The sequence below is a fragment of the Vibrio sp. SALL6 genome (assembly GCF_002002385.1).
Lineage (GTDB): Bacteria > Pseudomonadota > Gammaproteobacteria > Enterobacterales > Vibrionaceae > Vibrio > Vibrio parahaemolyticus.
This window is the reverse complement of sequence record NZ_MQVK01000008.1, coordinates 1-18,016: the sequence shown is the minus strand read 5'-3', so window position 1 is coordinate 18,016 and position 18,016 is coordinate 1. Positions and strand designations below refer to the sequence as shown.

The following is an 18,016-nucleotide window of genomic DNA, read 5'->3' as shown; positions in this document are numbered from 1 at the left end:
TTCATCGATGTCAAAAAGACAAGTAAAACAAAGGCTGGATTATCCAGCCTTTTGTGTTTTTAGGTAATGTAACTCAGAGCTATTGACGAGCCAGTTCTGGTAGGTGCCCCTTCAAACCCAGTGCACGTTTCATGATCTCATCTTTAGCACCCGGTAGTTGTCCCGCTAAACTCAAGCCAATACCGCGAACCAGTTTTTTCGCTGGATGGCCACCAGAGAATAAATCACGGAAACCTTGCATCGCCGCAATCATCTTCGCCGCTTCAGCCTTACGCCAACGCTCATAGCCACGCAGATTGCGTTTACTACCAATGTCTTGCCCTTGTTTCCAAAGAGTCAGTACTTCTTGCGCCAGACTGGCTGCATCCAATAAGCCGAGGTTCACGCCTTGGCCTGCTAATGGGTGGATGGTATGAGCCGCATCGCCAACCAGAGCAACACGCTCAACTACAAAGTCTCGGGCATAACGCATTTTTAGCGGAAACGCCGCTCGCTCTCCCACCACTTCACACACGCCTAAACGAGCATCGAATTCGCTGGTTAGCGTTTTGTTGAACGCTTCATCGCTCATGGCCAGCAATTCTTCCGCTCGGTTTGGCTCTGTAGACCAGACGATAGAACACATGTTTGGTTGAGACATCGGCAAGAATGCCAAAGGCCCGTGAGGTGTAAAAATCTGACGCGCGATGCTGTGGTGCGGATCCGCTGTTTTCACATTAGCAACCAACGCATGGTGACCGTAGTCCCAATGCGTCAAAGGAATATCCATCTGGTTACGCAGCCACGAATTCGCGCCATCTGCGCCCACCACCAGCTTCGCTGTCATCGCCTGGCCGTTATCGAGCGTTAACCAACTCTCTTGTTCACCGACCGCGAGTGTCGCACAGCGCGCTGGCATGAATAGCGTCACATTCTCTAGCTTTTGCACTTGTTCCAACAACGCTAACTGAATCACGCGATTTTCAACGATGTGACCCAAATCAGGTTGCGCCATACTTTGTGCATCAAACTCTATTTTTGCGAAGCTGTCTTGCTCCCACACTTCCATACCGTAGTAAGGTGCAGCACGGCGTTGCTCAATACCCTGCCAAGCTCCTAGCTTACGTAAAATGGTTTCACTTGAGCGGCTCAGTGCAGAAACTCGCACATCAGGCAGTTCATTCAACGTTTCATCTGGCACGTTACCTTCGATCACGGCGATACGCAGGTCACTGTCTTTGAATGCGGCGGCAAGCGCCAACCCAACCATCCCTCCGCCGATGATGGCGATATCTACACTTTGCATCATTGCTATTTATTACCTAATAACTGGTTGTTACCTAGTTTGTTGCAGTCAATCATCGTTTCACTAAGCCAAGAGTATGGCGCAAGAGCGGCTGCTTAAAAATAGAAAGGTTATCCATCGCGGCTAAGGCTGTATTTCGCCCAATTCGCATCGCGAGTAAATCGTTTGAAAAAACATGGACTAACGAGCTTGTTAGCCAAATGGTTTCGTTGCGGTCTGCTTCTCGGCGTTGACTAAAGCGGATCAGGCCTTGGTAACGCCCAACATCTTCACCTTGCTTGACCAATTCCTCAGCGAGAGTGACCACGTCTCGGATCCCCAAGTTGAAGCCCTGCCCAGCAATCGGATGCAGCGTTTGTGCTGCGTTACCGACTATCGCAAAACGGTGTGAAATATTTTGCTTGCGATGACGAAGCAACAACGGATAGCTCGCACGCAGCCCTACTTTTTGCATCGCACCTAATCGCCAACCAAAATCTTGCTGAAGCCGTTCAAGAAATTCGCTTTCGGACAATTCCATTACAATTTGAGCTTCATCAGGACGTAAGCACCACACGAGCGACATTCGATTATCACTCATTGGCAGCAGGGCAACTGGGCCGTTTTCAGTAAAACGCTCAAATGCGCGACCTTGATGCGGCTCTTGAGTCACAATATTGGCAATTACGGCAACTTGGTCGAAATCATGCTCAGAAAGCTCCAAACCAATTTGCTGACAACATTGCGAAACCGCACCATCGGCGGCAACAAGTAATTTCGCATTAAGCAACTCACCACTAGCAAGCTCAATCGTCACATTTTCTTGAGTTCGGGTAATGTGCTTCGCGGAGTCTGGGCAGTACAAATCGATAGCGGTACTGTGAGTCAGCAATTCTTGGTAAACACGACCAACATCGGCTAACTCTACAACATAACCTAACGCTTCAACGCCAACGTCGTGCTTAGTGATGTCCGTCATTCCCGCATGAGAACGATCAGACACATGGATGTGTTCAATCGGGGTCGAAAAAGGTTCAATCGCAGACCATAACTCTAAGTGACGCAGCAGGTTAACCGTACCATAAGACAAAGCAATCGAGCGCGAATCAAAGCCCGGATGCTGATCAGATTGCACTTTAAACGGTTCAATAACGGCAACACGCAAAGCCCCTTGAGACAAATGCTCAATCGCTAAAGCTAGTGTAGCCCCAGCCATGGCACCACCAGCAATTACTACGTCATATTGCTTCATGTTAACCTCTGGTCTATCTAGATTAATGAATCGTCGGTTTGCTTTCGCTGCTTTCTGGGCGAGCTCCGAACTCTGCATGAATGGTAAGTACGCAAGCTTTCACGTGTTCAATGACTTGTTCCAGCAATTGTGCTTGTTCACCAAAGTCATCATCTTCATCAATGCCTAACTTGGCAATTTCTTCTAGGTCAGCCAGCGCTTCTTTTGCATCATCCGATGCATTGTTCAGCGCAATGCCTGCTAAACCAAGACCAGAGATAAAGTGATTCACAAAATCAGACAAGCTATCTGCCAACGCGAATAAACCCTCTTCGCCCGACTCATCCGGCAGAAGTAGTGACAGCTCCATGGATGAACCCGTTAGCTCGTTCGCCGTCACTTTGAAGACCGTCTGTGCAAAAGCTAACGCCGTCGTTGGCCAGCCCATGCCATCATTGGTGTAATCGAATAGAATTGGTTGCCAGGTTTGATCGTTAATCGCCAATCCACCACTTAGCATGCCGACAAGCAAACCGTGCAGCTCCGCAGGTGTCACAGCTAAACTTGCAGATTGTAGCTCTGCAGCAATAGATTGATATTCTGGAAGGGTGATTTCACTCATAACTTGGCTCATTCTTGCGTAATAATGTATCGACATATCCTACCATCAAGGTTAGTCGTCTGAAACGGCTATCAAATTCAATTTTGAACACCATTTGCTCAATTTGCCCAATTCCTGTGTGATCACGTCATCATTTCTCTTTCTGTGATGGGAAATGCTTGAATCTTAATAACGGTTTTCCTATAGTTTCCTCCTCGGTAGTTGCACGTAGCAACACCTTAGATAGCGCGAATATAGAGTTTATTCATCATGAGCAATCAAGCGATCGACGTAGAAATACTAGGCAAAGTTACACGAGTAAATTGTCCAGCAGGGCAAGAAGAGTCTCTCGTTGCTGCAGCAAAAGATCTTGATCGCCGATTGAAAGAGATGAGCGAACGTACTAAGGTAACCAATGAAATTCAACTGCTGACGTTTGCTGCATTAAACATTTGTTATGAGTTGCACACCAAGTCATACGAATCAAACGGTCAACAGCAAGAAATTACTGAGCGCATGGAAAAGCTCACCGCGTCTTTAGAGAACGCACTAAGCAAAGTTACGCAAGGACAGCCGTAGATACAAAATTTACCCTGGGGTGTTCGTCAGACGGATTTAAGTCCCTGAGCCGATAAGCAATACCAAAGGGTTAGTACTTGATAGCTATTGAGCAAGCTTGGCATGCACCGAGAAGCCTACGGTTATCATTGCTGATCCGCCTTGAACCAGCTGGTTCAAGGGCCACAATCCTCAACGGCACCCTGGGGTATTCCTTTATGTCATCACCATCCATATCATCACGCTCCCGGCAAGACTTCCGCAAACTTATCCGTGAAAAACGCAACGCCTTGTGTAGCGATACGCAGTTTCAAGCGGGGCTAGACCTAGTTACTCAATTCGCCCAACTTCCAGAAATCCAACAAGCGCAGAACATTGCCATTTATCTCTCTGCCGATGGTGAACTCGATACGAAGCCACTGATTGAATGGTTATGGCAACAGGGAAAGTCGGTGTATTTACCCGTCATCCATCCGTTCTCAAAAGGCCAGTTATTGTTTCTTCAATACGTGAATGAAGATCAACTGGTCTACAATAAGTACCGCATTCTCGAACCAAAACTCGACATTCGCCACCTTCTTCCCGTCAAACAATTAGATGTCATCTGCACACCTTTGGTCGGCTTCGACAGCATCGGGCACCGCTTAGGTATGGGCGGAGGCTACTACGATCGCACTCTTTCTCATTGGTTCAAGACAGGAGAAGGTGCCAAACCGATTGGCATTGCTCACGATTGCCAGCATGTAGAACGCTTACCAATTGAAAGCTGGGATATTCCATTACCTAAGATCGTGACTCCAAGCCAAATATGGCAATGGGAAAAGTAACGCTTAGCCGCTATAATCACGCCCGCAAACGTTAACGAACATCTATTCAGGAGATTGGCATGACTCAAGATGAAATGAAAAAAGCGGCTGGTTGGGCAGCACTTAAATATGTTGAGAAAGGCAGCATTGTCGGTGTTGGCACAGGCTCTACCGTGAATCACTTCATCGATGCACTAGGCACTATCAAAGATGATATCAAAGGTGCAGTGTCTAGCTCAGTTGCTTCTACAGAGCGTCTAAAAGAGCTTGGTATTGAAGTTTTTGAGTGCAACGACGTAATTAAGCTAGACGTATATGTTGATGGCGCAGACGAAATCAACCCTGCGCGTGAAATGATCAAAGGTGGCGGTGCTGCGCTAACTCGTGAAAAAATCGTTGCAGCAATCTCTGAAAAGTTTGTATGTATCGTTGACGACACGAAAGCGGTTGACGTGCTTGGCCAGTTCCCTCTTCCTGTGGAAGTGATTCCAATGGCACGTTCTTACGTTGCTCGTGAGTTGGTGAAACTTGGTGGTGACCCTGCATACCGTGAAGGTGTTGTAACGGATAACGGCAACATCATCCTAGATGTGCACAACATGCAAATCACCAACCCGAAAGAGATGGAAGACAAAATCAACGGTATCGCGGGTGTGGTAACGGTTGGTCTTTTTGCTCACCGTGGTGCTGATGTTGTGATCACTGGTACGCCAGAAGGCGCAAAAATTGAAGAGTAAATAACAGCCATGAATCGGTCTATCTGATTCAGTTTTCTGTTATTTCATTACAGACGGTGCTGCAAGGCACCGTTTTTTATTCCTTTCTCTAAGAAAATTATCTCTTATTCCGTAATTTTCTTACCCAAAGCAATTTTTTTTTGTTACTTTATTGAACAGAAGACGCACAAGGAAACGTTTGTCCTCCTACAAAACTATTAATTATCCCCTTTTTAATGGTTTTGCCCAATGTGCGCCACATTAGCCCACCTTTCCATTTTAAGGACGAGAAAAAATGGCCAAAGTTTCACTGGAAAAAGAAAAGATTAAGATCCTCTTACTCGAGGGACTTCACCCTTCTTCAGTTGAAGTTCTTCAAGCAGCTGGTTACACCAACATTGAATATCACAAAGGTTCGCTTTCAGAGGAAGAACTGATTGAAGCAGTTAAAGATACGCACTTCATCGGTATCCGCTCCCGAACGAATCTATCCGAGGAAGTGATCAATGCGGCAAACAAACTGGTTGCGATTGGCTGTTTTTGTATCGGAACTAACCAAGTCGATCTTGGTGCGGCGGCAAAACGTGGCATTCCTGTATTCAATGCACCGTTTTCAAACACGCGAAGTGTAGCAGAACTCGTGCTTGGTCAGATTCTTCTGCTCCTTCGTGGGATTCCTGAAAAGAACGCCTTGGCACACCGTGGTATTTGGAAGAAGAGCGCAGACAACTCTTACGAAGCGCGTGGTAAACGCCTTGGTATCATTGGTTACGGCCATATCGGTACTCAGCTGGGCATTATTGCTGAAAACTTAGGTATGCGCGTGTACTACTACGACATCGAAAACAAACTATCACTTGGCAACGCAACGCAAATCCACACGATGAGCGAGCTGCTAAACAAATGTGATGTTATTTCGCTGCACGTACCAGAAACACCTGAAACGAAGAATATGATGGGCGAAGAAGAATTTGCTCGCATGAAACCTGGCGCAATCTTCATCAACGCCGCTCGCGGTACCGTTGTTGATATTCCTGCGCTTTGCCACAGCCTAGAAGCAGGTCACTTAGCTGGCGCAGCAATCGACGTATTCCCAGTTGAACCAAAAACAAACGCTGACCCGTTTGAATCTCCACTACAGAAATTCGATAACGTCATTCTAACGCCACACGTGGGCGGCTCTACTCAAGAAGCACAAGAAAACATCGGCGTGGAAGTAGCGGGTAAACTGGCGAAATATTCAGATAATGGTTCAACACTATCAAGCGTTAACTTCCCTGAAGTATCTCTGCCTGAACACGGTCGTGAGTGCTCTCGCTTACTGCACATTCACAAAAACCGCCCAGGTATTCTGACTCAAATTAACACCATCTTCGCAGAAGAAGGCATCAACATCGCAGCGCAGTACCTACAAACTGAAGCTGAGATCGGCTACGTAGTTATTGATGTGGAAACTGAGCGTTCAGAAGAAGCACTAACTAAGCTGAAAAGCATTGAAGGCACGATTCGTGCTCGTATTCTTCATTAAGAAGAATCCATACAACAAAGGCAGGGATTATCCCTGCCTTTTCTTTTTGTGTTACCAAAACAAATTATTTTAATTTGTAAACCACATCCACTTGGTCACGAATTACAAGAGTCGAATCTTGGTAACTGTTCGAACCTTGCTTGCTGTCCATCGCCATTGAGCGCATCAACACAGGCTGTACATGCATTTGGTTATAGTTAATTTGCCAGATGCCTCCGAGTTTTTTATCAAAGCCAGATGCAAGCGATGCCGCTTTTTCTCTCGCATCTTTGATCGCAGTCATGCGCGCTTTTTGTTGATATTCCGCTTGATTGCTCACTTTCAATTGGATGTTGTCGACCTGATTAATGCCAGCTTTCAACGCCATATCCAAATACTGGTTAAGATCGGCTAAATCTGTCACTGTTACATTGATGCTGCGTGATGCTCTGTATCCAACCAACTCAGCTTTGCCCGATTTAGGGTAGTGATACTGAGGCGCAAGATACAGGTTTGAGCTGGTGATATTGTCCTTTGATAAACCAGCATCAGACAGATATTGGAGAAAATCTTCGACTGTTTTATCGACGGATTGTTTTGCTTGTTCCGCTGTCATGGTGGTATCCACCACTTTTACAGAAAAGGTCGCCATGTCTGGTGTTGCGACCACCTCACCGTAACCCGTTGTTGTTACGTGAGCAAATTCAGGCACATCAGCCAAGACTGAAACACTGCTAAGACTAAGAGCTGAAGCCAGCAAACACGAATACAGTTTCATTCGACAAATCCATCCATATCAATAGTGAAGTGTCTCCACAAATCAGCATCACCGACTTTGTTAAGTCGCCGAGCTGTAGGAGTAAGTGGTTTCATAATAGAAACTTCCGGTGATTATCCAAGCTCCTAACTTCACTTCTAACACAACTTTGACTGTGTAACTTTGGTGTAATTTCAACCATTCGTCATTTAATATTCGTCAGAAATGGTCGTCTATTCAATCACTACTGTGGTAAATGACGCTGTGCATAATTGACAATCGCTTGTGAAATCTCCTGCAATACGCCAGTTTCCAACTGCCAATGGTGCCAATAAATACGATAAGACATCAGGAAGCCAGGCGTAATATCAATTAACGAGCCTTGCTCTAACTCATCAGTAATTTGCAAACGAGGGATCAAACAATATGCCACTCCAGCTAACGCCATTTTGAGAAAAGCCTCTGAGCTGCTGATGTTGTGATGAATCACGCTATCAGGACGCACATTGAAATGCTCCGTGAGAAACTTTTTATGTAAGTCATCATACTGATCGTAGGAAACCGCTGGCGCCTTTGCTAAGGTCTGATTGTTTACACCTTCAGAAAAGTAACGCTGATAAAACTCAGGGTTAGCCACACAAACGTAATCAATTCGTCCTAAGTAATCGGCGCGACAATTTGGTATCGCTTGAGACTCTAAACTGATCGCCCCTGCGACCTCACCACTTTTCAGTTTTTCTATTGAACGTGATTCACCGTAAATCGTCAGCTTCAACTCTACTTGACGAGTTTTCATGACGTCTTGCAAAGCTGGCAGTAACCACGTTGCCAAACTGTCGGCGTTAGTAGCCAAAGACAGTTGCACTGGGCGCGTTGTAGTATCGTTTTTGATCTCAGGTAAAATTTCGTGCTCTAGCAACCGAACTCGGCGGTAAAGCCCCAATAGTTTTTTCCCAATGGGAGTTGGCTTGGGTGGCTGCTCTCGAATTAACACAGGTTGCGCCAAGAATTTTTCGAGCTGTTTAATACGCTGCGAAATGGCAGATTGTGAGACAAACAGATGCTCAGCAGCTCGTTCAAAACTGCCTTGATAAACAACGGCATCCAAGGCTTCTATCCATTTGTAATCCAACCCTCGCATTCACTTTCTCCCAAAAAACAACATCAAACCATTAAATAAGCAACTCTAATAATATATTAAAATCATTAATTATACTTATTTAACCAAAGCCATTATCTTTCCCCTCTCTGTCGTTTTCTTAATTATTTGAGGTGTATTGTGAGCTTTTGGGTTTTATTGCAAGGATTTGGTTTAGGGGCATCGATGATCATTCCGATCGGAGCACAAAATGCGTATGTCTTGAATCAAGGCATAAAGCGCAATCACCACCTGACGACAGCCACTATTTGTAGCGTCCTAGATATGATCTTCATTTCTCTAGGTATCTTTGGTGGTGGTGCTATTCTGTCTCAAAATGAAATCCTACTGACATCGGTGACGCTTGGTGGTATTGCCTTCCTGAGCTTCTATGGACTACTTTCGCTTAAAAGCGCATTCAAGCCAGAGAATGAATCGGAATCAAAAGGGGAAGTCGTATCTCGCGGACGCCGAACGGTCATTTTAGGCGCATTAGCTGTCACCGTGCTCAACCCACATTTGTACTTAGATACCGTCGTTATCTTAGGCTCAATCGGTGGACAATTTGAAGGCCATGATCGAATCGCTTTCGCGTTAGGCACTATTATGGCGTCATTTGTTTGGTTCTATACCTTGTCGATGGGCGCCGCAAAACTCGGGCCTACGCTATCTAAACCGAAAGTGAAAAAAGGCATCGATATCGCCGTTGCATTGATGATGTTCACCATTGCTTATGTACTCGCGAGTGAGCTCATCACTAAATACTGGTAATCCAAACCAAAGGATATGAATGACATGGAGTCACTGGAAAACATCTATCGCATCAACAAAGAGCGATTGCATTCGCTCTCGATTCCATTTCGAGAATGGCAACACGAAGCCATTCTCGACTTCGACACCGACCTTAAAATCGCGAAAGAACTCGGCTGGCAAGGCACACATAGCAAAAGCTTGTTTTTAACACTCAAAGGTGGCGGGTATGCCGTGTTCATTACCGATAAAGACTCTCGCCTTGATGCCAAAACGATTAAAGCAATATTAGGCAAGCGACCTTCTATTGGCTGCGATGAACTCATGCAGGAATTACTTGGCTGCCTACCCGGTGCCGTTTGCCCAATAGGTTTACCACCAGAGGTTGCGATCGTAGTGGATACCAAGCTCTATCATCACAAAGAGTTGCTTTATACACCAGGGCTACCAGAGCGCACCTTCGGTATTGCAGGTATTCATTTAAAACCACTCTTACAGATAGGTAATAACCCTCTGTTTGAAATATAAAAAAAGCGAGGCTAGTGCCTCGCTTTTTAGATTATCTATCGTTCGAATTAAGATTCGACACGGTTCAAATGAACATCCATTTGTGGGAATGGAATTTCGATACCGTTCTCGTCCAATGCTTCTTTAATGCCTTGCATTGAATCGAAGTACACACCCCAGTAATCCGCAGTTTTAACCCAAGGGCGCACTACGAAGTTAACTGAAGAATCAGCTAGTGTCAGAACACCGATAGTCATATCAGGATCTTTCAAGATACGAGGATCTTTTTCTAGCGTTTCGCGAATCACTTTCTTCGTTAGCTTAAGATCGGCTTTGTATGAAACACCGATAACCAAATCTACGCGTCGCGTTGCATGGCGAGAGTAGTTCGTGATTGCACCACCAATAACAGACGAGTTAGGTACAACAACCATTTTGTTGTCTGGTGTTTTTAGAACTGTTTGGAAGATTTGAATCGCTTCAACACTACCCGCTACGCCGCCAATCTCTACATAGTCGCCAGATTTAAATGGACGGAATGCAACAATCAGTACGCCTGCCGCAAAGTTTGATAGAGAACCTTGTAGAGCAAGACCAACAGCAAGACCTGCCGCACCGATTACAGCAACAACAGATGCCGTTTGAACACCTAAGCGGCCCAGAGCTGCGATAAGTACGATAACGAATAGTAGGTAACGAACAAGACCGTGAATAAATTCTACGACCGCCTTATCCATGTTTTTCTTTTCAAGTACTTTGGAAACACTGCCAGCGACTGCTTTAACGATAATATTACCGATAAATAGGATAATCAGCGCTGAAATAATGTTCACACCGTACTGAATAAGTAGGTCTGAGTTGTTTGTAAGCCAAGTCTCAGCTTGAGTCAGCCCATCTGTTAGAGTGGTATCGATACCCATCGATTCACCTGCCATAATTCTTATCCTCAAAAATAAAGATATATAAATCTAATTGCCGTTAACTTATGAGCCTTGTTTTTTATAGGCCCTTATCTACAACAATATCCCTATTGCCCAACTGAACAGTGTCAGATTTTTGGCACGATATCCCAACTTTGACATTTTGCAAAGTCAGAGTTTCGCAAAGATATGCAAAACAAGGCTTTATCAGAATTTTCTGATATCGACCTGTTACAGAGTACGCAATGCTTTAACATTTCGCCACTTCTATTACCTAGATTCATGCGAAGCGGCTAAAAAACAACCTAATGATTATTGGCGCATTATTGATACGTGCTTACATGCCCCCATCCATTATTCTATTCAGCATGGGTATAAATCTATTTAACGTTGAAGAAAGCCAAATGACAGACACAAAAAAACCCGCTCAAAGAGCGGGTTTTTAGATAACTCAATTCAGACGAATTATAGTACGTCGATTGCGTTAAGGTCAGCAAATGCTTGCTCAAGACGAGTAACCATTGAAGCTTGACCAGCACGTAGCCATACGCGTGGATCGTAGTACTTCTTGTTTGGCGCGTCTTCGCCAGTTGGGTTACCGATTTGACCTTGTAGGTAATCATGGTTTTCAGCTTCGTACTGACGGATACCATCCCAAGTTGCCCACTGTGTATCTGTATCGATGTTCATTTTGATAACACCGTAGCCGATAGATTCACGGATTTCTTCTAGAGAAGAGCCAGAACCACCGTGGAATACGAAGTTTAGAGAGTTCGCTGGAAGACCGAATTTCTCAGAAACGTACGCTTGAGAATCACGTAGGATAGTTGGAGTTAGAACAACGTTACCTGGCTTGTAAACACCGTGTACGTTACCGAAAGATGCTGCGATAGTGAAACGGTGGCTGATAGCGTTTAGTTTCTCGTATGCGTATGCAACGTCTTCTGGAGAAGTGTATAGCTCAGACGCGTCCATATCAGAGTTGTCAACGCCGTCTTCTTCACCACCAGTACAACCAAGTTCGATTTCTAGAGTCATGTTCATTTTAGCCATGCGCTCTAGGTACTTAGCAGAAATTTCGATGTTCTCTTCTAGAGACTCTTCAGAAAGGTCAATCATGTGAGAAGAGAATAGAGGTTTACCAGTTTGCGCGAAGTACTCTTCACCAGCGTCTAGTAGACCGTCGATCCATGGTAGAAGTTTCTTAGCAGCGTGGTCAGTGTGTAGGATTACTGGAACACCGTAAGCTTCAGCTACAGCGTGAACGTATTTCGCACCAGCAACAGCACCTAGGATTTGAGCTTCTTGACCTTCAAGTTTTAGACCTTTACCAGCAAAGAAAGCAGCGCCACCGTTAGAGAACTGAACGATAACTGGAGCTTTAACTTTTGCAGCTGCTTCAAGTACTGCGTTTACAGAGTCAGTACCAACACAGTTTACTGCTGGAAGTGCAAAGTGGTTTTCTTTTGCAACTTCAAATACTTTCTGAACGTCATCGCCAGAGATAACACCTGGTTTTACGAAGTCGAAGATCTTAGACATGGATGTAATCCTATTTATCTGTCGTTTTTAAACAAAACTTGTTAAGTTGAAAATCTTGCAAACGTTTGCTCACAACTGAGGCTATTCTAGCAGAGTTCCTCTCACGTTGCAGCAAACAAGAAAGCGGGAGAGTAACTCCCCCGCTTTGCTTTAATTACTTAGCGCGTGCTTCTAGCATTTCTACTGCTGGAAGAACTTTACCTTCTACGAACTCAAGGAAAGCGCCACCGCCAGTAGAGATGTAAGATACGTCAGCTTTGATACCGAACTTGTCGATAGCTGCTAGCGTGTCACCACCACCTGCAACAGAGAAACCTTCAGAAGCTGCGATAGCTTCAGAGATACCTTTAGTACCTGCTTCGAAGTTCTTGAATTCGAATACACCTACAGGACCGTTCCATAGGATAGTTTTCGCGTTTTTAAGGATTTCAGCTAGAGCAGCTGTTGATTCTGGACCAAGGTCGAAGATCATGTCGTCGTCTTGTACTTCAGAAACGTGTTTGATTTCTGCTTCTGCGTTCTCGTCGAATGCTTTCGCACATGCAACGTCAGTTGCCACTGGAATTGCACACTCGTCCATTAGCTTCTTAGCAGTGTCTACTAGGTCAGCTTCGTATAGAGATTTACCAACGTTGTGACCAGCAGCAGCGATGAATGTGTTAGCAATACCACCACCAACAACAAGTTGGTCAGCGATTTTAGATAGAGATTCAAGAACAGTTAGCTTAGTAGAAACTTTTGAACCACCTACGATAGCAACCATTGGACGAGCAGGCTTGTCCATTGCTTTGCCTAGAGCTTCTAGTTCGTTTGCTAGTAGAGGACCAGCACAAGCTACAGGAGCGTGCATACCAACGCCGTGAGTTGACGCTTGAGCACGGTGAGCCGTACCGAATGCATCCATTACGAATACGTCACATAGTGCTGCGTATTTCTTAGATAGCTCTTCTTCGTTTTTCTTCTCGCCTTTGTTGAAGCGAACGTTTTCTAGAACAACAAGCTCACCAGCGTTTAGCTCTAGGCCATCTAGGTAATCTTTAGCAAGTTTAACTTCGCAATCTAATGCGTCGTTTAGGTAGTTAACAACTGGTTGTAGAGAGAACTCTTCAGCGTATTCACCTTCAGTTGGACGACCTAGGTGAGAAGTAACCATTACTTTAGCGCCAGCTTCTAGGCAGTGCTTAATAGTTGGAAGAGATGCGATGATACGTGCATCAGAAGTTACTTTACCGTCTTTTACTGGCACGTTTAGGTCAGCACGGATGAATACACGTTTACCTGCAAGATCCAGGTCAGTCATCTTGATTACAGACATGATGTGTCCTCTCAAATATTTAATAATTAAAGTTTTTGAAAACTCGGCAACCCTGCCAAGCCTGTTAATTCTTCAAACTGGTTATAGATATGGAGATACGTCAGATTTATTTCAAGGCTTGAAATAAAAATTCTCTCCATCACTTCTTCACCTTTATAGCTCCACTTGTGAAGAAGCTTTCATTGCTAAAGCGGTATCCAGCATCCGGTTAGCAAAGCCCCATTCGTTATCGCACCAAACGAGCATTTTTACTAATTGCCCGTTACTCACTCTTGTCTGAGTTCCATCCACTATCGCGCTATGGGGATCGTGGTTAAAGTCGATGGAAACGAGTGGCGATTCAGTATAGTCAACAATGTTACGTAATGTACACTGAGATGCGTTAACAATGGTTTGATTTACGTCATTAACTTTCACATTTGTATTAATTGTGACACTTAAATCCATTGCAGTGACGTTAACTGTCGGAACTCGAACGGAAATGGCTTCGAATTTGTTGGAAAATTTCGGGAAGATTCTTTCAATTCCTTTATGCAACTTAGTGTCAACAGGAATGATAGATTGGCTCGCAGCTCGAGTACGACGTAAGTCATTATGGTAAGCATCAATAACTTGTTGGTCGTTCATGGATGAGTGGATTGTGGTAATGGTACCTGACTCAATCCCAAATGCTTCATCCAATACTTTGATGATGGGAACAATACAGTTGGTGGTACATGAACCATTGGACACCACGCGGTGTTCATCTTTGAGGGTTTCGTGGTTCACACCGTAAATAATGGTGTTATCGAGATCGTTCGCTCCTGGATGAGAGAAGAGCACTTTCTTCGCTCCGGCTTCGATATGGGCAAGACCATCAGCCTTTGAACCATAAACGCCGGTACAATCTAAAACGATATCGACTTCAAGGTCGCGCCACGGAAGCAGTTCAATTTCAGAGAGATGAAGAATTCGGATGGCATCATATTCACCGCTTTCATGGTGAACATTCAAATGTTCTTGATCGTGGGAGATTTTCTTACCAAAACGGCCATGACTGGTGTCATATTGTAGAAGGTGAGCCATTGCCTCTGGTTGAGCAAGCTCATTAACCGCTACCACTTTAATCTGCTGATGTTTGCCGCTTTCATAGACAGCTCGCAGAACATTACGACCTATACGTCCAAATCCATTGATCGCAACTTTTAGCATTTATCCTTCGCCCCACCAAAAATTTCGTGGCACAGATAGTACCTGATAAGGCTGAAAAACGCACCTAATGAATCATAGTAAAGCATGATTTAAAAAGGCTGGGACATAGCCCAGCCTTCTTTAAAAGAAATTAGAATGCTACGTCTAACCCTAACCAGTAACGGCGTCCATCTTCGACGTACCCATATTCTTTGTAGTTGATGTCTTCATCGAACAGGTTGTAAATCGCACCTTTGATCTTGGTGTTATCCGTCAACTGATACGTTACGCCGGCATCTACAAACGTATAAGCAGGTTCAACGATGCTGTTGCGTGATGGGCCAGTGACGGGATCCATTTCTTTTCCTCGGTAGGTCACTTTCGTCCAGCTCTCTAGGTTGTCTGTTGTTTGCCAAGTGACATCAACATTAAACAGGTGCTTTGGAAGTTGCTGAAGTGGCATGCCTTTGTACTCACCCGTTTTTTGCTCCGAGTCGGTAAAGGTATAGCTTGAGCTTAAGTAGATAGTCTCGGTTAGTGGTTTCGCCAACGTTGCTTCTACACCCTGAGTAACAGCTTCATCCACATTAATGCGGTAAGTAGGATCTGCCCCCCATTGGTTTGGGCCATCCGTACAAATTGTATCTGGGCACACCACGCGAGTGATCTTATCTTTAAACTCATTGTGGAAGGCGGTTAACGTTACATCAAGACCAGAATCACCTTGGTAAAGCACGCTGATTTCTTTGTTCAGTGAAGTTTCCGGATCCAAATCTGGGTTACCATAAATATTGCCGCCACCACTGACTTGCGCCCAACCTGGGGTAATTTCACGTAACTGAGGAGAGCGGAAGCCTGTCGCCACACCGCCTTTGACCGTCCAAGCAGGATCAACACGCCACACACCATACACTCGCGGACTAAAATGCGCGCCGTAGTTTTCATCGTGATCCAAACGACCACCTAATGTCAGACTAAAAGGTTCTGCGATCTTCCATTCATCTTCGATGAACACTGCCCATTGTGTATTTGATGCTTTCGTTTTAGATGATGCTTTGTTGGACGTAAAATCTTCCAACTCGGCATGCGTCGCATCGACACCAGTTGTCAGAGTATGCGCGCCCAACCCTTTAACTACGCTGGATTTAAACGTGGTGTTTACAATAGTCATTTCGCGAGATTTGTTTTCACTCTCCTCGCGCTGCAAGTAGGTATCAGAGTTACCCAATAACTCCCACTCCCCGGTGTGACTAAGCGTAACGTAGTTACGACGGTATTCATTCAATGAATCTTCACAGCCTCTACGACAGCCAGTCGTAGGTACAGAAAGACCAACATTACCGCGACGACTTTGTGCCGATGTACCACCCTCTAACTGCACAGAGTGACGGTCATTGATTTGATAGATCAATTTTGAAGAGATGCTCTGCATATCTTTGTCTTCATAACCATAATCAATGTCATCTTCTTCCCTTGCGGTGTATTGACCATAAACCTGTAGCAACAAGTTTTCTGCAAGAGGGCCATTTACAAAGAAGTTTGCACTCTGTTCACCACCAGAACGGCTGTTTTCTTGGATAACCGTCCCCAGCTGCACATTACCTGTCCACTCAAGCGCATCTTTACGGGTGATCACGTTAATCACACCACCAATCGCATCGGAACCATACAGCGTCGACATCGGGCCGCGGATCACTTCGATTCGCTCAATGGCTTGAAGTGGTGGCAACCAACCTTGTTCAATACCAGGGCCATCGCTATTTGGGCGAGTTTCGCGAGTACTTTGGCGCTTACCATCCACAAGAATTAACGTGTACTTAGAGCCCATACCACGAATGCTGATATCGGTTGTATCACCACCACCAGTCACAACAACACCCGGCACACTTTTCAGTGCATCAGTCACGTCGCGGTAGTAGCGCGAGTCCAATTCTTCTCGCGAGATAACACTAATACTTGCAGGCGCATCCGCTTGGGATTGCTCATAACTTGACGCTGTCACCACGACGGTTTCCATTTTAGAAACTGAGTCGTTAGCAAATACATGAGGGACACTGACGAAGGCTAAAACACCAGTAGCAGTTAGCACTGGCAGTCTAAGAGTGGACATCTACATCTCCATAATTGATAATGATTATTATTTTCGAAGTGGAATTATTCATAAATAGAATGAGATGCATAGTGAGAGTTATGGAACGGTTCTTCCCATATATGGAATCCGTACATAACGCAGTAAGGAGTAAGATATGCACGACTTAGCATCAATTCGTGCTTTTGATGCGCTTAACCAACACAAAAGTTTGACCGCAGCCGCCAAAGCACTGAATCAGCCGAAATCCACCGTGAGCCGCCGCTTAGCACAATTAGAAGCCGACTTTGGCCAAGCGCTAACGACTCGACAAGGCAACCGCTTGATTCTGACACGCGCAGGGGAGATTTTTGCCGACTACAGCCGCCAGATCCTAGAGCTCAGCGAGGAAAGTTATGAGGCGCTTCAAGGCTTAAATAATCAAGTATCAGGCTCTCTACATATCGTTTGCCACGCAGCGTTAGTTCGCAGTTGGTTAGGCGATGTGCTCAATGAATTTCTGGCGGAGAACCCTGATGTCAGAGTCCAGCTCACCAGTGATTTTTCCGATACACACCACGATCCAGATTTGTTTATCTGGCTAGGTGAACACAAAGGGCTGGATTGGCGCAAAGAAACGCTTGGCGTATTTCGTTACACCCCATTCGCGTCGCCAAACTACATCGAAAAACATGGCCCCATCCACCACCCGAGAGAACTAAACAAACATCCGTGGATAGATTTTGGGTCGATACAAGAGAATGGTTTGCTACTCTCGCACCCAGAACAAGGGGAGTTTTTTCTAGAACCATTTGTCAGCCGACTCTATAGCGACAACATTGCTATGCAGATCGATAGTATCGCCAACGGACACGGCATTGGTCTCTTGCCAACTTGGACTGCACAAGGGTATGAGAAACATCACCCCGGCCGTATCACCCCATGCCTTGAAGGCTGGCTTTCAGAGCCAATAACGATCAACTGTTATACACCAGCAGGGCGTCATCCTCTTCGCTTATCCGTACTGCTTGAAGATATTCACCAAAGTATTCCGCTAGATTGGAAATATTGAGACCAATAAAAAGGCCATCAACATGATGGCCTTTTCTCACAACCGCTCAACAGAGCCGGTTTAAACAACTGTCTCGATTACGCTAGTAGTTCTT

17 protein-coding genes and 1 other RNA gene are annotated in these 18,016 nt (G+C 45.2%); 8 read left to right on the top strand and 10 right to left on the bottom strand.

All coding sequences use genetic code 11. The features are described from left to right. Positions 1 to 79 precede the first annotated feature (79 nt). The 3 genes from BIW15_RS04385 to BIW15_RS04375 are packed head-to-tail and all read right to left on the bottom strand — an operon-like array spanning position 80 to position 3,117. The gene (locus BIW15_RS04385) at positions 80 to 1,288 is read right to left on the bottom strand and encodes an FAD-dependent 2-octaprenylphenol hydroxylase (RefSeq protein WP_042762079.1); all 1,209 of its coding nucleotides are present in this window, start codon (positions 1,286 to 1,288) and stop codon (positions 80 to 82) included. 49 nt (positions 1,289 to 1,337) lie between these two features. Continuing rightward, positions 1,338 to 2,516, bottom strand: a complete 1,179-nt coding sequence (gene ubiH, locus BIW15_RS04380; protein ID WP_077280631.1) for a 2-octaprenyl-6-methoxyphenyl hydroxylase — start codon at positions 2,514 to 2,516, stop codon at positions 1,338 to 1,340. 22 nt (positions 2,517 to 2,538) lie between these two features. Further along, on the bottom strand, positions 2,539 to 3,117 hold the full coding sequence (locus tag BIW15_RS04375; RefSeq protein ID WP_005457285.1) for a YecA family protein: 579 nt from the start codon (positions 3,115 to 3,117) through the stop codon (positions 2,539 to 2,541). 249 nt (positions 3,118 to 3,366) lie between these two features. On the opposite strand from BIW15_RS04375, the gene BIW15_RS04370 reads away from it, so the two are divergent. From BIW15_RS04370 to serA, 5 genes are all read left to right on the top strand, one after another. Further along, positions 3,367 to 3,675 carry a cell division protein ZapA gene (locus BIW15_RS04370; protein ID WP_005484120.1) on the top strand — a complete coding sequence of 103 codons (309 nt, stop codon included), beginning with the start codon at positions 3,367 to 3,369 and terminating at the stop codon, positions 3,673 to 3,675. A gap of 8 nt (positions 3,676 to 3,683) precedes the next feature. Continuing rightward, a non-coding RNA gene (gene ssrS / locus BIW15_RS04365) (6S RNA) lies at positions 3,684 to 3,868 on the top strand. Between the two features lie 19 nt (positions 3,869 to 3,887). Further along, the gene (locus BIW15_RS04360; RefSeq protein ID WP_024699283.1) at positions 3,888 to 4,481 is read left to right on the top strand and encodes a 5-formyltetrahydrofolate cyclo-ligase; all 594 of its coding nucleotides are present in this window, start codon (positions 3,888 to 3,890) and stop codon (positions 4,479 to 4,481) included. Positions 4,482 to 4,540: 59 nt separating this feature from the next. Further along, positions 4,541 to 5,197: a ribose-5-phosphate isomerase RpiA gene (gene rpiA, locus BIW15_RS04355; RefSeq protein ID WP_005493901.1), complete on the top strand. Its 657-nt coding sequence runs from the start codon at positions 4,541 to 4,543 to the stop codon at positions 5,195 to 5,197. Positions 5,198 to 5,471: 274 nt separating this feature from the next. Continuing rightward, complete coding sequence (gene serA / locus BIW15_RS04350) at positions 5,472 to 6,704, top strand: phosphoglycerate dehydrogenase (RefSeq protein ID WP_005482463.1); 1,233 nt, start codon at positions 5,472 to 5,474, stop codon at positions 6,702 to 6,704. A gap of 64 nt (positions 6,705 to 6,768) precedes the next feature. Here the strand turns inward: serA and BIW15_RS04345 are convergent, their stop codons facing one another. Together BIW15_RS04345 and BIW15_RS04340 are read right to left on the bottom strand one after the other, a co-directional pair. After that, positions 6,769 to 7,461, bottom strand: a complete 693-nt coding sequence (locus tag BIW15_RS04345) for an oxidative stress defense protein (protein ID WP_077280630.1) — start codon at positions 7,459 to 7,461, stop codon at positions 6,769 to 6,771. A gap of 223 nt (positions 7,462 to 7,684) precedes the next feature. Then, complete coding sequence (locus tag BIW15_RS04340; protein WP_005482449.1) at positions 7,685 to 8,581, bottom strand: LysR family transcriptional regulator ArgP; 897 nt, start codon at positions 8,579 to 8,581, stop codon at positions 7,685 to 7,687. Between the two features lie 138 nt (positions 8,582 to 8,719). Between BIW15_RS04340 and BIW15_RS04335 the strand changes: the two genes are divergently transcribed. Continuing rightward, positions 8,720 to 9,349, top strand: a complete 630-nt coding sequence (locus BIW15_RS04335; RefSeq protein WP_005482474.1) for a LysE/ArgO family amino acid transporter — start codon at positions 8,720 to 8,722, stop codon at positions 9,347 to 9,349. Positions 9,350 to 9,373: 24 nt separating this feature from the next. After that, positions 9,374 to 9,856 carry a YbaK/EbsC family protein gene (locus BIW15_RS04330; protein WP_179115224.1) on the top strand — a complete coding sequence of 161 codons (483 nt, stop codon included), beginning with the start codon at positions 9,374 to 9,376 and terminating at the stop codon, positions 9,854 to 9,856. A 47-nt stretch (positions 9,857 to 9,903) separates the two neighbouring features. Here BIW15_RS04330 and mscS read toward each other — a convergent pair whose 3' ends face one another. From mscS to BIW15_RS04305, 5 genes are all read right to left on the bottom strand, one after another. Continuing rightward, positions 9,904 to 10,770: a small-conductance mechanosensitive channel MscS gene (gene mscS, locus BIW15_RS04325; protein ID WP_005482477.1), complete on the bottom strand. Its 867-nt coding sequence runs from the start codon at positions 10,768 to 10,770 to the stop codon at positions 9,904 to 9,906. Between the two features lie 450 nt (positions 10,771 to 11,220). Further along, complete coding sequence (fbaA, locus tag BIW15_RS04320; RefSeq protein WP_005482445.1) at positions 11,221 to 12,297, bottom strand: class II fructose-bisphosphate aldolase; 1,077 nt, start codon at positions 12,295 to 12,297, stop codon at positions 11,221 to 11,223. Between the two features lie 154 nt (positions 12,298 to 12,451). Further along, positions 12,452 to 13,612, bottom strand: a complete 1,161-nt coding sequence (locus BIW15_RS04315) for a phosphoglycerate kinase (RefSeq protein ID WP_005482432.1) — start codon at positions 13,610 to 13,612, stop codon at positions 12,452 to 12,454. 153 nt (positions 13,613 to 13,765) lie between these two features. Then, positions 13,766 to 14,803 carry an erythrose-4-phosphate dehydrogenase gene (gene epd / locus BIW15_RS04310; RefSeq protein ID WP_005461726.1) on the bottom strand — a complete coding sequence of 346 codons (1,038 nt, stop codon included), beginning with the start codon at positions 14,801 to 14,803 and terminating at the stop codon, positions 13,766 to 13,768. A 130-nt stretch (positions 14,804 to 14,933) separates the two neighbouring features. Beyond that, entirely contained in the window at positions 14,934 to 16,892 is a 1,959-nt protein-coding gene (locus BIW15_RS04305) for a ligand-gated channel protein (RefSeq protein ID WP_015297287.1), read from the bottom strand. Positions 16,893 to 17,028: 136 nt separating this feature from the next. Between BIW15_RS04305 and BIW15_RS04300 the strand changes: the two genes are divergently transcribed. Beyond that, positions 17,029 to 17,922, top strand: coding sequence for a LysR family transcriptional regulator (locus tag BIW15_RS04300; protein ID WP_005493888.1), 894 nt, complete (start codon positions 17,029 to 17,031; stop codon positions 17,920 to 17,922). The last annotated feature ends 94 nt before the right edge of the window (positions 17,923 to 18,016 follow it).

Bases quoted from the DNA above. Each gene is read 5' to 3' on its own strand.
- BIW15_RS04385 (WP_042762079.1), bottom strand. From the start codon at position 1,288: ATGATGCAAAGTGTAGATATCGCCATCATCGGCGGAGGGATGGTTGGG.
- ubiH (WP_077280631.1), bottom strand. From the start codon at position 2,516: ATGAAGCAATATGACGTAGTAATTGCTGGTGGTGCCATGGCTGGGGCT.
- BIW15_RS04375 (WP_005457285.1), bottom strand. From the start codon at position 3,117: ATGAGTGAAATCACCCTTCCAGAATATCAATCTATTGCTGCAGAGCTA.
- BIW15_RS04370 (WP_005484120.1), top strand. From the start codon at position 3,367: ATGAGCAATCAAGCGATCGACGTAGAAATACTAGGCAAAGTTACACGA.
- rpiA (WP_005493901.1), top strand. From the start codon at position 4,541: ATGACTCAAGATGAAATGAAAAAAGCGGCTGGTTGGGCAGCACTTAAA.
- serA (WP_005482463.1), top strand. From the start codon at position 5,472: ATGGCCAAAGTTTCACTGGAAAAAGAAAAGATTAAGATCCTCTTACTC.
- BIW15_RS04345 (WP_077280630.1), bottom strand. From the start codon at position 7,461: ATGAAACTGTATTCGTGTTTGCTGGCTTCAGCTCTTAGTCTTAGCAGT.
- BIW15_RS04340 (WP_005482449.1), bottom strand. From the start codon at position 8,581: ATGCGAGGGTTGGATTACAAATGGATAGAAGCCTTGGATGCCGTTGTT.
- BIW15_RS04330 (WP_179115224.1), top strand. From the start codon at position 9,374: ATGGAGTCACTGGAAAACATCTATCGCATCAACAAAGAGCGATTGCAT.
- mscS (WP_005482477.1), bottom strand. From the start codon at position 10,770: ATGGCAGGTGAATCGATGGGTATCGATACCACTCTAACAGATGGGCTG.
- fbaA (WP_005482445.1), bottom strand. From the start codon at position 12,297: ATGTCTAAGATCTTCGACTTCGTAAAACCAGGTGTTATCTCTGGCGAT.
- BIW15_RS04315 (WP_005482432.1), bottom strand. From the start codon at position 13,612: ATGTCTGTAATCAAGATGACTGACCTGGATCTTGCAGGTAAACGTGTA.
- epd (WP_005461726.1), bottom strand. From the start codon at position 14,803: ATGCTAAAAGTTGCGATCAATGGATTTGGACGTATAGGTCGTAATGTT.
- BIW15_RS04305 (WP_015297287.1), bottom strand. From the start codon at position 16,892: ATGTCCACTCTTAGACTGCCAGTGCTAACTGCTACTGGTGTTTTAGCC.
- BIW15_RS04300 (WP_005493888.1), top strand. From the start codon at position 17,029: ATGCACGACTTAGCATCAATTCGTGCTTTTGATGCGCTTAACCAACAC.